The sequence below is a fragment of the Actinomadura sp. NPDC047616 genome, assembly GCF_040642915.1.
Taxonomy (GTDB): Bacteria; Actinomycetota; Actinomycetes; order Streptosporangiales; family Streptosporangiaceae; genus Spirillospora; species Spirillospora miaoliensis.
In genome coordinates this window covers 103,313-115,929 of sequence record NZ_JBEYTB010000001.1, presented here as the reverse complement: position 1 = coordinate 115,929, position 12,617 = coordinate 103,313, and the positions used below count along the sequence as shown (strand labels likewise).

Annotated in this window: 14 protein-coding genes and 1 pseudogene; 9 read left to right on the top strand and 6 right to left on the bottom strand. The window is 70.7% G+C overall.

The features are described from left to right. The first annotated feature begins 7 nt into the window (after window positions 1-7). Both ABZ801_RS00565 and ABZ801_RS00560 read left to right on the top strand, forming a co-directional pair. Window positions 8-1,162: a sensor histidine kinase gene (locus tag ABZ801_RS00565; RefSeq protein ID WP_360690772.1), complete on the top strand. Its 1,155-nt coding sequence runs from the start codon at window positions 8-10 to the stop codon at window positions 1,160-1,162. After that, complete coding sequence (locus ABZ801_RS00560) at window positions 1,155-1,781, top strand: response regulator transcription factor (RefSeq protein WP_360690769.1); 627 nt, start codon at window positions 1,155-1,157, stop codon at window positions 1,779-1,781. The genes ABZ801_RS00565 and ABZ801_RS00560 overlap by 8 nt, the downstream gene beginning before the upstream one ends. Before the next feature lie 41 nt (window positions 1,782-1,822). Here ABZ801_RS00560 and ABZ801_RS00555 read toward each other — a convergent pair whose 3' ends face one another. Next, window positions 1,823-2,455: an NAD(P)H-binding protein gene (locus ABZ801_RS00555; RefSeq protein WP_360690766.1), complete on the bottom strand. Its 633-nt coding sequence runs from the start codon at window positions 2,453-2,455 to the stop codon at window positions 1,823-1,825. A gap of 196 nt (window positions 2,456-2,651) precedes the next feature. On the opposite strand from ABZ801_RS00555, the gene ABZ801_RS00550 reads away from it, so the two are divergent. The 3 genes and pseudogenes from ABZ801_RS00550 to ABZ801_RS00540 form a co-directional block, all read left to right on the top strand. Beyond that, the gene (locus ABZ801_RS00550; protein ID WP_360690763.1) at window positions 2,652-3,206 is read left to right on the top strand and encodes a sigma-70 family RNA polymerase sigma factor; all 555 of its coding nucleotides are present in this window, start codon (window positions 2,652-2,654) and stop codon (window positions 3,204-3,206) included. Further along, window positions 3,203-4,120 (top strand): hypothetical protein, encoded by a 918-nt coding sequence (locus ABZ801_RS00545; RefSeq protein WP_360690760.1) that lies wholly within the window; start codon window positions 3,203-3,205, stop codon window positions 4,118-4,120. The genes ABZ801_RS00550 and ABZ801_RS00545 overlap by 4 nt, the downstream gene beginning before the upstream one ends. A 61-nt stretch (window positions 4,121-4,181) precedes the next feature. After that, window positions 4,182-4,319: pseudogene (locus ABZ801_RS00540) on the top strand (IS630 family transposase); the annotation flags it as partial. Window positions 4,320-4,428: 109 nt separating this feature from the next. On the opposite strand, the gene ABZ801_RS00535 reads toward ABZ801_RS00540, so the two are convergent. Further along, window positions 4,429-5,118 (bottom strand): nitroreductase family protein, encoded by a 690-nt coding sequence (locus ABZ801_RS00535; RefSeq protein WP_360690757.1) that lies wholly within the window; start codon window positions 5,116-5,118, stop codon window positions 4,429-4,431. 103 nt (window positions 5,119-5,221) lie between these two features. Here ABZ801_RS00535 and ABZ801_RS00530 point away from each other — a divergent pair, with 103 nt between their 5' ends. Then, complete coding sequence (locus ABZ801_RS00530; protein ID WP_360690754.1) at window positions 5,222-5,815, top strand: TetR family transcriptional regulator; 594 nt, start codon at window positions 5,222-5,224, stop codon at window positions 5,813-5,815. A gap of 186 nt (window positions 5,816-6,001) precedes the next feature. Beyond that, on the top strand, window positions 6,002-6,307 hold the full coding sequence (locus ABZ801_RS00525; protein ID WP_360690751.1) for a hypothetical protein: 306 nt from the start codon (window positions 6,002-6,004) through the stop codon (window positions 6,305-6,307). A 7-nt stretch (window positions 6,308-6,314) separates the two neighbouring features. Here ABZ801_RS00525 and ABZ801_RS00520 read toward each other — a convergent pair whose 3' ends face one another. Next, window positions 6,315-7,706 (bottom strand): hypothetical protein, encoded by a 1,392-nt coding sequence (locus tag ABZ801_RS00520; RefSeq protein WP_360690748.1) that lies wholly within the window; start codon window positions 7,704-7,706, stop codon window positions 6,315-6,317. A 239-nt stretch (window positions 7,707-7,945) separates the two neighbouring features. Between ABZ801_RS00520 and ABZ801_RS00515 the strand changes: the two genes are divergently transcribed. Then, window positions 7,946-8,242, top strand: a complete 297-nt coding sequence (locus ABZ801_RS00515) for a hypothetical protein (protein ID WP_344941186.1) — start codon at window positions 7,946-7,948, stop codon at window positions 8,240-8,242. A gap of 936 nt (window positions 8,243-9,178) precedes the next feature. Beyond that, a complete protein-coding gene (locus tag ABZ801_RS00510; RefSeq protein WP_360690745.1) occupies window positions 9,179-9,409 on the top strand; it encodes a hypothetical protein in 231 nt (76 codons plus the stop codon). On the opposite strand, the gene ABZ801_RS00505 is transcribed toward ABZ801_RS00510, so the two are convergent. The 3 genes from ABZ801_RS00505 to ABZ801_RS00495 all read right to left on the bottom strand — a co-directional run bounded on the left by ABZ801_RS00505 (window position 9,394) and on the right by ABZ801_RS00495 (window position 12,567). Further along, a complete protein-coding gene (locus tag ABZ801_RS00505; RefSeq protein ID WP_360690742.1) occupies window positions 9,394-9,972 on the bottom strand; it encodes a DUF3995 domain-containing protein in 579 nt (192 codons plus the stop codon). The genes ABZ801_RS00510 and ABZ801_RS00505 overlap by 16 nt on opposite strands. After that, a complete protein-coding gene (locus ABZ801_RS00500; protein WP_360690739.1) occupies window positions 9,959-10,411 on the bottom strand; it encodes a hypothetical protein in 453 nt (150 codons plus the stop codon). The genes ABZ801_RS00505 and ABZ801_RS00500 overlap by 14 nt, the downstream gene beginning before the upstream one ends. 167 nt (window positions 10,412-10,578) lie before the next feature. Then, on the bottom strand, window positions 10,579-12,567 hold the full coding sequence (locus ABZ801_RS00495; RefSeq protein ID WP_360690736.1) for a protein kinase: 1,989 nt from the start codon (window positions 12,565-12,567) through the stop codon (window positions 10,579-10,581). Window positions 12,568-12,617: the final 50 nt, after the last annotated feature.

Below are 12,617 nucleotides of genomic sequence, written 5' to 3'. Positions count from 1 at the left end.
ACTCGCGATGGCGACGATCCAGGAGCAGTGGGAACGGTTCTACCGCTGGGGACCGTTCGGCCTGCTGTCCCTCGCGACCCTGATGGCACTGCTCGTCCGCGAGGTCGTCATGTCGCCCGCGGAGCAGCGGACGGCCGTTCCCCTCGTCCTCATCGCGCTGGCCCTCCAGATCCTCCACGTCACCGAGCGGATCCCGGGCCACATCCACTACTGGATCCGCAGCGTCCTGGCCTTCGCCCTCACCTGGCTGAACCCCTTCTTCTGCATCTACGCCGTGCTCGGGTACTTCGACACCGTGCACTACCTGGCCCGCCGCTGGGTTCCGGCCGGATTCGCCGTCACGGTGGTCACCATGGCCGGCGCCCAGGCGGGCGGCCTGCCGCCGGAGAGCCTCCACCATGTGGCCGCCTTCGGCGGCCTGCTCGTCCTGAACTCCGGGCTCATCCTCTTCTTCGGCCTCCTCGCCGACAGAGAGACCGAGCAGGCCCGCGTCCAGGCGGAGACCATCGCCGAACTCGAACGGACCAACGCCCGTCTGGAACAGGCCCTCGCCGAGAACGCCGCCCTCCAGGCCCAGCTCATCGTCCAGGCCCGGGAAGCCGGCGTCGCGGACGAACGCCGCCGCCTGGCCGCCGAGATCCACGACACCATCGCCCAGGGCCTGACGGGCATCATCACCCAGCTCCAGGCCGCCGAGGAGAGCGAGCACGTCCGCCGCGCCACCGACCTCGCCCGGGAGAGCCTCCGCGAGGCCCGCCGCTCCGTCCAGGACCTCGCGCCCACCCAGCTGGAGCACGACACGCTCCCCGACGCCCTGAAAAAGATCACCGATGGCAGGGCCGACCTCACCGTCACCGGAAGGGAGGAACCCCTGCACGACGAGCTGGAGGCCACCCTCCTGCGCATCGCCCAGGAGGCCCTCGCCAACGCCACCCGCCACGCGCACGCGAGCCGCATCGGCGTGACCCTCTCCTACATGGACGACGAGGTGACGCTCGACATCCGCGACGACGGCCGGGGCTTCACCCGTCCCTCGCGCGGCTTCGGCCTGACCGCCATGCGCGAACGCGCCGAACGCGTCGCCGGCACCCTGGAGATCGAGTCCGAACCCGGCCGGGGCACGGCCGTCTCCGTCCGCGTACCGTTGATCCGCCATGGCTGACATCACCGTGCTGATCGTCGACGACCACCCCGTGGTCCGGGACGGGCTGCGCGGCATGTTCGCCGCGACCACCGGCTTCCGCGTTCTGGGCGAGGCCGCCGACGGCCGTCAGGCCGTGGCCCTCGCCGAACGACTCCGCCCCGACGTCGTCCTGATGGACCTGCGGATGCCCGGCGGAGGCGGCGTGGAGGCCATCACCGAGCTCACCCGCCGCGGCCTGCCCTGCAAGGTCCTCGTCCTCACCACCTACGACACCGACACCGACACGATCCCGGCGATCGAGGCCGGCGCCACCGGCTACCTCCTCAAGGACGCCCCCCGCGACGACCTCTTCAACGCCGTGCGCGCCGCCGCCGAGGGCCGCACCGTGCTGTCCCCGGCCATCGCCTCCCGCCTGGTCTCCCGCGTGCGGGAACCCCGCAGCGAGTCCCTGACCACCCGCGAACTGGAGGTTTTGCGCCTGGTGGCCCGCGGCACCAGCAACCGGGAGATCGCCGCCGAACTGTTCATCAGCGAGGCCACGGTCAAGACGCACCTCACCCACATCTACGCGAAGCTGGACGTCAAAGACCGAGCCGCGGCCGTGGCCGTCGCCTACGACCGGCATCTGCTGCCCTGACACGCTGTCGCGGCGACAGGCCCTGCTCGCGGTGCGACAGGTCAGGAGGCGACGGAGACGACGTGCCGCACCGACGTCTCGTCGTTGACCAGGTCGAGCATGCAGGCCGCCAGGTCCGCGCGCCTGGTGGTCATGCCGCCGCGGACGCTGCGGTCGACGGCCGTGCGCGGCCGGGCGCTACGCGGACCGTCGACCAGCCGGGCGGGCCGCACGATCGTCCAGTCGAGGGTGGAGGCGCGCAGCAGCCTCTCGGCCTCCCGCAGGTCGTCGTAGGGGGCCCGGAGAATCCGCTGGATCAGCGGTTTCACCAGGTACCGGGCGGCGAGGCCGTCCCCGGTGTCGCTCTCCAGCCCGGAGGCGCTCACGAACAGCACGCGGCCGGTGCCGCCCGTCGCCCGGATGATGGCGCGGGCCCCATCGGCGCACACCGTCGTCGGCGCGCGCCCGGCCCGCGAACCGAGCGCGGACATCACCGCGTCGGCGTCCTTGACCGCCGCCGCCAGCGCGTCATGGTCGGCGAGTTCGGCCCGCACGACGGTGACGCGGTCGCGGACGGCGTCCGGCAGCCCGTCCGGGTTCCGCACCACCACGGTGACCTCGTGCCCCGCCTCCAGAGCCTGGTCCAGCAGCGCACGCCCGGTGCCCCCGGTGGCGCCCAGAAGGGTGAGTCGCATTCCCTCATTATTCGCAGCGATCCGGCTCGGCCCCCTGGGCCCCCGAGGCGTGCGCCCGCCGCTTCACTTCCTGCCCGTCGTCGAGATGTCCGGGCGGAGCCGAGCATTTCGCGTGAAATGCTCGACCGTCCGCCGGACACTCCCTCGTCGTCGGTCATCAGCGCCCCGGCACGGCGGCGCTCCGGAAGGAGACGGCTTGGGAAACGAACGTTCGGCCCGTTTCGAGGAGCTGTACGCGGCTCACCTCGGACACGTCACGGGCTATGTGCGCAGACGCACGGACGACCCCGACGACGCCGCCGATGTGATCGCCGAGACGTTCCTCGTCGCCTGGCGCCGCCTCGACGACGTCCCGCGAGGCGACGCCGCGCGCTTCTACCTCTACGGCGTCGCCCGGCGCGCGCTGGCCAACCAGCGGCGCGGGGAACGGCGGCGCCGGGACCTGACCGCCAGGATCGCCGGGGATCTCGCCGCCGACCTGGCGGCCGCCCCCGCCCCGCACCCGGCGCGGCCGGAGATCGGCGCGGCGTTCCGGGCGCTGTCCGACAGCGACCGTGAACTGCTCGGCCTGGCCACCTGGGAGGGACTGGACAACGGGCAGATCGCCACGGTGCTCGGCGTCTCCCGCAACGCGGTCCGCATCAGGCTGCACCGCGCCCGCCGCCGCTTCGCCAAGGAACTGCAACGCCGGGGCGCCGACCACACGACCGTCCCCGCATTCGTCACGCGCTCGAAGGGAGAGCCCGCATGACCAACGACCTGGACGTCCTCGTCCACCAGGCCGCACCGCTGAGCGACGACGAGGCCGTGCGGCCGGTGCGTTCCGAGACGCGCGAGGCGCTGTTCGCACAGATCATCGCCGACACCGGCACCGAGGCGCCGGCGCCCCGCCGCCGGTGGCGCTGGACCCTCGGCGTTCCGCTCGTCGCGGCGGGCGCCTGCGCCGCCGCCGCCGCGTTGATCCTGTCGCCGACGCCTTCCGCGCCGGACCCGCGTGCCGTTCCGTCCACGAGCGCCCGGCCCGGGACGTTCGACCCGAAGCCGGTCGCCGCGCTCAGCTTCGTCCGCCGCGAACGCTACATCGAGGTCAGGATCAAGGACCCGGTGGCCGACCCGCAGCGCTACCGGCGGGAGTTCGCCGCCCACGGGATGAAGATCAACCTCACCATGGTCCCGGCGTCCCCGAGCGTGGCCGGTCAGGTGGTCATGCAGGACGGCGGTGAGACGATCAAGCTGATCGAGGAGAAGGGCTGCTACTCCGGAGGCGGCGGCGACGTCTGCGTCCGCGGGCTGCGCGTCCCCCTCGGCTTCAAGGGCGAGGCCACGATCGCCATCGGCCGCCCCGCCCGCCCCGGCGAGCCGTACAACAGCACCAACAGCGCGTTCACCCCCGGCGAGGCGCTGCACTGCCTGGACATTCGCGGCCTGACCGTGGACGAGGCCGTCGAACGGATCAAGAAGCGCAAGGTGACGGCGACCGTCTTCAACTACGACACCGGCGGCCCGCAGGGCTACGTCAACGTCGGACGGGACAAGATCCCCGGCGACTGGTACGTGACGGACGCGAACCCCCACGCCCCGGGCGAGGTCATGCTGTTCGTCCAGAAGGACCGTCCGACCGGCAAGCGCGACAACGAACTCCTCTTCCGCAACTGCCCCCGCTAGTGCGCTGACCACTCACGTTCACCGGGGCGAGCGACACTCCGACCACCTGGCCCGCCATGCCGACCGCAGGTGTTTCGCCTTCGACCAGTTCGGGCCGCTGTCGATCCGTCCCCGCCACGGCACCTCCTGGGCCGGGCGGGGACGGCCGGATCGGCTGCCGGCGACCTACCGCCGAACCCATGGCGTCCGCTGCTTCAACGCCAACGCTCGCCATCCCGACGTGCCGGCCGCCCAAGGCCGGCAACGCTGGGGCGGCCCCCGCCCCGATGCCGCGTGACCGAACATGGTGAGCGTTCATGGACACCGCACTAGCCGTGGAAGGTCGTGACCGTTTCGAGCGCAGCCCGTTCGGTCGTGACGTGGTTCACCGGCGCGGCCTCGTCGGCGTAGCCGAAGGAGACGCCCACGAGCAGGTGTCCCCCGGTGACTCCGAGTTCGGCGCGGACTGTTTCGGCATAGAAGCTCAGCAGCCCCTGCGGACAGCTCGCCACGCCATACGCGGTCATCGCCAGGAGCAGGGTCTGCATGTAGGCACCGACGTCAGCGGCCAGCCGAGCCCCGCCGTCCCCGGTGACGAACAGGAACGCAGCGTGGGGTGCGCCGTAGAAGCGCAGGCTCTCCGCGTCGTAGGCCGCCCGCGCCTCGTGATCGTCAGGACCGATGCCCAGCGCTCCGTACAGCCGGGCACCGAACGCTGCCCGGCGCGCCTGGTGCACCTGTGCGTACATGTCCTCTGAATACGGAAAGTCGACCGAGATGCGCTTCTCGGCGTGGGCCGCCTGCAAGGCGTCCGCCAGGCGTTCCCGTGGGGCGCCGCTCACCACTTCCACCCGCCAGGGCTGCGCGTTGGAGTTGGACGGTGCGGCGCCGGCCAGCGAGAAGATCGCACGCATCGTGTCTTCGGGCACCGCTTCCGGACGGAACGCGCGGGTTGCGTGACGCCCGCGTATCAGCTTCTCCGCACAGCCACTCAGCTCGGTGGGGGTCGGCAGGCTCATGAAAAACACTCCTCGACAGCGATCGATGTAAACGGAGACGTTTACATGACGGGACGTTAGCAGGCCTGCCCTCTCGAAGTAAACGCAGGCGTATACTTCATGTGTGACTGCGACGACTGCGGCATCCCAAGGGCGAGGACGCGGCGGGCGGGAGCGCATCCTGGCCGCCAGCGCCCGGCTGTTCGCGACCCAGGGGATCAACGCGACCGGCATGGAGCAGGTCGCGGAGGAAGCACCGGTGTCCAAGCGCACGCTCTACGCGCACTTCAGGACCAAGAACGACCTGGTGATCGCCCACCTCAAGGAGCTCGCCTCGTCGGGGGCCACTCTGGAAAGCGTGCTGACCCGCGAGGACATCCCCCCGCGGGAGCGGATCCTCGGGCTGTTCGACCAGCCCGTGCCGGACGCGGCGCCGGTACGCGGGTGCCCGTTCATCGATGCCGCCGCGGAGTTCCCCGACCCGGAGAGCGCGGTCCACTCCTACGCCCGCGAACAGAAGCTGCGGATGGTCCGGCTCGTCACCGCGCTGGTGACGGAGCTGGGCTGCCGCGAACCCGCCGCACTCGCCGAACAACTGGTCACCCTCGCGGACGGGGCGGCCAGTCGCGCCATGGTGCTCGGCGAAGCGGACTACGGCCGGCACGCACGGGCGGCAGCGGAGATCCTCCTCGCGCACGCCCTGCCGACCACGACCTGACACGGCGGACTTCTGTGTCGCAACAGCCGCCTGCGCGGCCCCGGAACGGGGAGGCCCGGATGCCGTGCTGCCGCACCCGGGACTGCGCCGCGGCCGACGCCGTCACCGTCGCGGTTCCGTCCCCGCTACGGTGACGGCGAGATATCGCCTCACCGGGCGCCGGCGCTCGGGAGGGACGGGCTGTCGTTGATCGCCACCTACGACATCGAGCGCAGCAACCTGGTCGTCCTCGTCTGCCGGGACGTCGGCTGTGCCCGGCGCGGCACCGTGGTCGTCCGCAACGAGGTCGACCCCGTCCACCGCCTCGCCATGGAGGTGGACCGGCAAGGACGACCCCGGATCCTCCGATACGGCATCGACTTCGGCGACTACGTCGGTGCCCAACTACTGATCTGCCGCGACCCCCACTGCGGCGCCTGGCACCGCGTCCGGCCCCGCGACAAGGAACGTGCCTCTCCAGCCGCATTCAGCACGAGTCGCTGGTCGCGGTGAGCGCTGCTCAGGTGATGGCCTTGCGGTCGGTGTCGGCGACCAGCAGCTCCCGGTACTCGGCGACCCCGGCCTCGGCATGCCGCCGCTCCGGCACGTCCTCCAGGATTCGCCTAGCCAGGCCGTTCACCATGACGCAGCGGTTGTTGGTGGACAGTCCGGCGTAGACATCGTGGGCACGCCGTACGCCTTCGGTGATGTCGCCCTTACGGACGTGTCCGATGACCTCCAGAAGCGCCACTTGTGCCCTGTACCGAGGGCTGTCCAAAGGGTGGACGTCTTGGAGGCGGCCGATGGCCTGGTCGAGTCCCTGAGAGTCACCGATGTGGGCGTACACCCACGACTCGGTGTAGCGCGTGCGGGATTCCGGCCATCCTGTGATGACGGAGCGGTCCCCTCTGGACGAGGTGACGGACGCGGGAAGCTTCTCGAACAGCTCGTTGCACACCCGTATCTCCGCGCGGGCCTGGCTGTCGGCACCGTCGAGCGAGAGCAGTTGTGCCCTCGTCGCCCGTACGCCGAGCAGCCCACGACACGCCGTTTCCGGGGCTTCTTCGATGATCTTGTCGGCGTCCCGAAGGAGGATCGCGGTCGGACGTCCTTCGTAGAGACCGTGAATCAATCGCTCCGCGTTGATCCACAAGTGGAGATCGTGGTCGCCGGAGGTCTTGGCGGCGTGGAGTGCGGTGAACCACCATTCGCGGGCCAGGCGCGGCTGGCTGAGATTGGACAGCGTCTTGGCCATCAGCAGTGACAGGCCGGCGCTCACCCGGCACCACGAGGGATAGGCCGCGCTCTTCTCCTTCTTGTTCCGCGAAGTGATCAGCTGGACGGTGGCCAGATCGGCGGCCAGTTCCAGCATCAGCTGGCGCGGGGCGACGTGCCGGTAGGTGTGACCGTAATCGGCGATGGTCTGTTCCCATTCGTCCAGATGGCTGTCCTCGTTGCGGCCTACGGCGCGGTCGACACCGGATCGGATGGGCTGGAGCGCTTCGAGGCCCACGGCGACCGGAACGCCGAGCGCGACGAGCGCCTGCAACAGCGTGCGTCTTTCCATCTCTTCGCCATCCTCGTCCCGTTCATTCGGGTACGTGCCGTTCGTAGATGCGTCCTCCACGGTACCCGTAGGGGCGGCGTTCTGATCCTGAGGTGCGTCCGGAAATAGATCTTCGTAATCGATCTCGAACACTCGCACGTATGCGTCCGCCCAGTCGCGGGGGAAGTGATCACCTCGCTCCCAGCCGTAGATCTGCCGGGCCAGATTCTTGATCTTGGCGGGTGGATGATCGTCCATTCCCACGGCCTGACGTAGGCGGCGGGCCATGGCGAATCTTCCCCAACCCCGCCGACTGCGCTCATTTTCGATGCGAGCCGCCCATTCCGGACGTTGCTCATTGATCATCGCGTCCGCCCTTCACATGGGGATAGGGGGATACAGAGTCCGTGACTCCATTGTCGCCATGGAATTTCGGAGCGTGGGGGCTTTTCACTGAGAGTAGCGGGATGCGGGTTGACGTTGATCTGCGCGCGGGCGGGTCCTCCGAGGCCCGCGTCCCGCCCCGAAGACCAGGCGGCCCCGGGCGGTGTAGCAGCACGCATCCCGGGGCCTAGGGAATCGACCTTCCAAGGAGGCCAACCCCCATGGGAATCGATCGTAGGGGTGCCTACGACCGGCTGGCGGTGCTCGGCACGTACATGGCGGCCAAAGGGCTGGTGACGAAGCTGACGGCGGACGGACTGCGCGTCTCGAATCCGCAGGTCAAGGGCGGCGAGGAGGCGGCGGACACGGTCACGTGCCGGCCGCGTCCCGAGGACGGCGACGAGCTGTGGTTCTACACCGGCCGGCAGGAGCCGATCACGCCCGCCTACGACATCATCGACGCGGCCGTCCACATCATCGGGCACCTCAACCGCCGTGCGGGCGGTGAGGAGCGATGACGGAGGTCATCACGGACGAGGCGCTCGCCGGCCTGCGCGCCCGTTTCCCCGAAGCAGTGATCTGGCACGGCCGCTTCACCGGCAGCCTGTGGGCGCTCGTCTACGACCACACGGGGACGGCGCGCCTGGTCGAGGCCGCCACCCCCCACGAACTGGCCCAACTCCTGCACGCGGCCCGTACATGGGGCCGCCCTCCCCAGCGGCCGCCCACACCGACCGCGCAGAGACCGCCGGTGCCGGATGAGCAGTGGTCGCGCGGGCGGGACGGGGCGATGTCGCCCAGGCCGGGCGGGCAAGGTATGCGAGGCCACGACGGAGCGAGGCCGCCGGGGCCCCATGAGTACAGGCCGCCGGGGCGAGACGCGGCGCGAGGGACCGGGCAGGGAAGGCCGGGGTGGGACGGGTCCGGGGCGTCCAGGCCGGCCGGGCAGAGGCCGCCGGGGCGGAGGCCGCGCACGTCAACAGGTGGACGACGAGGTGGGCGGCCGTTGACGTCGAGCGGGCGGAGGTCGTCAAGGCGGCGGCGGGAGCGGGGTGGGCTGTTGCGGCGCCTGCTGGGCGGACTGGTCGCGATGGAAGCACGGTGAGACCGAGCGCGATCCCCTGTTCTGGAAGGCCGGTCGGCGGCGTACGTGCCGACCGCGATCGAGGACGTCGCAGCTGCCGAATGACCCGCTGGAAAGCCTCCCTTTGTGGTTATTCTTGGCGTTTCCTCTGCACCTGAACTTCGGAGATCGGCGTTGACGGCCACTCGCCAGGTCGGGGCATTCCAAGCTCTGGAATGCCTGTTCAGGTTGTGGGTGCCGGGATGGCGGCTCGCGGTCGGAGGGCGACGACGAGGACGACGACGTCCTCTGGGCACTGGACGCCACCGCCCTGAAGGCCACGCTGGCCGCGTCGGAACGGAACATCGTCGAAGCGGCCCGGGCCGCGACCGTGCTCTGGGAGTTCGACGACTCCACACCGGAGATCCCCGGCGACGAACTCGTCTCCTGGCTGGCGCGCGACCTCTACGCGACGATCGCCGCCGAGGTCGCGGGCACGTCCGGCGTCCTGCTCGCCTATGCCAAGAAGTTCCCGCTCGAAGAGGTCCTGCACGGTGAAGGCGATTCCTGCCTCCTGTTGGTCGGTCCGGGACGCACCGCCCTCGTCTACGTCAGCGGCTGACCGTCGTTGAGCTGACCGGAGGTGCCGCGCCGTCGGCGTCCTTGGGCTGCTTTCTGAGGCGGGGCCTGTCTGCTCAGCCGCCATCCGGCCGTCGTCCAGCACAGGCCCCACAGCAGGAAGAACGGCGACCACAGCAGCAGGTCCCAGCGGGCGAGTTCGCGGGCCAGCGCGGCGTGTTCGGCCGGTGCCGTCCGAAGACCGCTCAGCAGCAGCCCGTCGCCGACGAATCCGAACCCGACCCCGCCGATCGATCGGACGATCATGAAGATCCCCAGCGTCCAGGCGATCGTGAGCAGCGGCCGGCGCGGGACCGCCGCACCCCAGGGCCGCACGGTGGCCAGCGCGACGATCACACCGACCACCGCGGCAGCGGCCAGAATCCAGTGGCTCGCCACGAACAGCGGATCACGCGCGAGCAGCCGTTCCCGTAGATGGGGAGGCAGCGGGTCCTTGTCCGCCAGCGCCTCGGCTCCCAGCGCCTGGGCCAGCTTCATCGATCCGTAGGCCGCGGCGCAGGCCGCCGCCCCGTACGCGCCCGCCCGCGCCCGGTCAGCCCGCGACACGTCTCACCGCCGCCGCATAAGACCGGATCATCGCCACGACCAGCCAGATCACGACGATCCCGAGGACGCCGTGGTACCAGCGCCACCCCACTCCGATGCCGACGAACCCGTCCACGATCATGATCGACGCGCCGCCGCCGACGGCCAGCAGCATCCCGGCCAGCACCAGCAGCATCAGCGCTCGCGGCACCTTGCGCGCCAGCGGGGTGACCGTGGCGATGGCGACACACGCACCCAGCACACCGGTCGTGGTCGCGAGCCACTGGGCCGTCGCCGCGTCCAGGAAGTAGTGCTCCTGCTCGGCGGCCGACACGGGCGGGCCGCCCGGGAACCCGAGCCGGGCCTGCGCGGCGAACACGGCCTTCCCCACTGCGTAACCGAGGAACAGCACCGCCAGCGCGTACGCCGGCCAGCGTCGCGGCTGATTGGACGCAACCATGGCTGCGACCGTAGTCACCACGCGGTGAGGACCAACTCCCCGAAGCGCGGGAGGTGACTCCCCCACGGGAGGGAGTTACGGCGTGACCGCGCCCATCGCAGCCCGTGAGCCTCGGTGAAGGGCCTCGTACAGTCGGTGGTGATCCAGCCGCACCACGGCGCGGGACTTCACAGTTGCCACAACCGCGCCGTCCTGTCCCAGCTGCCGGTGGCCAGGATTTTGCGGTTCGGGCTGAACGCCACCGATTCGACGCTGGCGGTGTGGCCGGTGAGGGGGCGGCCGATCGGGGAACGGGCGGCCACATCCCACAATCGCGCTGTCCTGTCCGCGCCGCCGGTGGCCAGGACTTTGCCGTCCGGGCTGAACGCCACCGAGTTGACCGCGGAGTCGTGGTCGAGCGGGCGGCCGATCGGGATGCTGGTGTCCACCCCCCACAATCGCGCCGTCTTGTCCTTGCTGCCGCTGGCCAGGACTTTGCCGTCCGGGCTGAACGCCACCGATTCGACGCCGGCGGTGTGGCCGGTGAGGGGGCGGCCGATCAGGGTGCGGGTGGCCACGTCCCACAACCGCACGGTCATGTCCGCGTCGCCGGTGGCCAGGATCTTGCCGTCCGGGCTGAACGCCACCGAGTTGACCGTGGAGTTGTGGTCGATGGGGCGGCCGACCGGGGTGCGGGTGGCGACAGCCCAGAAGCGGACGGTCATGTTCGCGTCGCTGGTGACAAGGAGTTTGCCGTCTGGGCTGAACACCACCGATCCAACGTCCGTGCCGCTGACGAGGGGGCGGCCGATCGGGGTGCGGGCGGTCACGTCCCACAACTGCAGTGTGTCGTCCGCGCTGCCGGTGGCGAGGGTCTTGCCGTCCGGGCTGAACGCCATCGACAGGACGGAGTCGTAGTGGCTGGTGAGAGGGCGGCCGATCGGGGTGCGGGCGGCCACGTCCCAGAACCGCACCGTGTCGTCCACGCTGCCGGTGGCCAGGATCTTGCCGTCCGGGCTGAACACCACCGATTTGATGGCGGCGTTGTGGCCGGCGAGGGGCCGGCCGAGGAGGGTCGCCGTGCCTCTCCGGTCGAAGGCGTAGTAAGCGGCCGGCAGGCCGGCGGCCAGACCCGCGGCGCCCAGTCCTGTGAGCAGGCGGCGGCGGGTCAGGAGCCGGCGCGGCGGGGCAGCGACGTGATCCGGCGTTGTGGACTCGGGCGCCGGCCGCTCCTCGCGGTAGGGAGAGCCGGGCGCGGGAAGCGTCGTTTCGGTGGGGGCGGGGCCGGGGCCGTCGAGCCGGGTGGCGGGGGCGAACGCGGGAGGCGGCACCTGGACGGTGGGGGCCGCTGACCCGGCTTCGATGGCCTGCCGCATCGCCGCGGCGTCCCGGTAGCGTTCCTGGGGGTCCTTGGCCAGCGCGGTCGCCAGCACCTCGTCCCAGAAGGGGGCCAGGGCCGGGTTCAGCCGAGAGGGCGGCTGCGGGGTCTTCTGGATGTGCTGGAAGAGCACGGCCGTGGGCGAGTCCCCGGTGAAGGGCGGCCGGCCGGTAAGCATCTCGTACAGGACGCAGCCGGTGGAGTACAGATCGGAGCGCGCGTCGGCGGGCTTGCCGTCGGCCTGCTCGGGCGACATGTAGGACGGGGTGCCGATCAGCATCCCGGTGGCGGTCAGCCGGGTGGCCGTCTCCGACATGAGCTTGGCGATCCCGAAGTCCATCACCTTCACCCGCACCTGGCCGCCGGTGCGGTGGACCATGATGTTGGCGGGCTTGATGTCGCGGTGCACGATGTCCCGCCCGTGGCTGTGCTCCAGAGCATCCAGGACCGCCAGCACGATCCGCCCGGCCTCCGCGGGGCTCGGCGGCGCCTCCCTCAGCAGGTCGGCCAGCGTCCTTCCCTGCACCAGCTCCATCACCAGGTACGGAACCGGCTGCTCGCCACCGGCGTCCTCGCCGATGTCGTGGACGACCGCGATGTTGGGATGCGACAGGCCCGCCGCCGCCCGCGCCTCCCGCCGGAACCGGGCCCGGAAGTCCTCGTCGCGCAGCATCTGAGCGGGCAGCACCTTGATCGCCGCGATCCGCTCCAGCTCCCGGTCACGCGCCCGGTACACCACCCCCATCGCACCCCGCCCCAGCACTTCCAGCAGCTCGTATCGCCCCGACAAGAGCCTCACCACAGCGCTCCGCCCCTCCAGGTGATCCACACCAAAGTACGAAAAGAGGC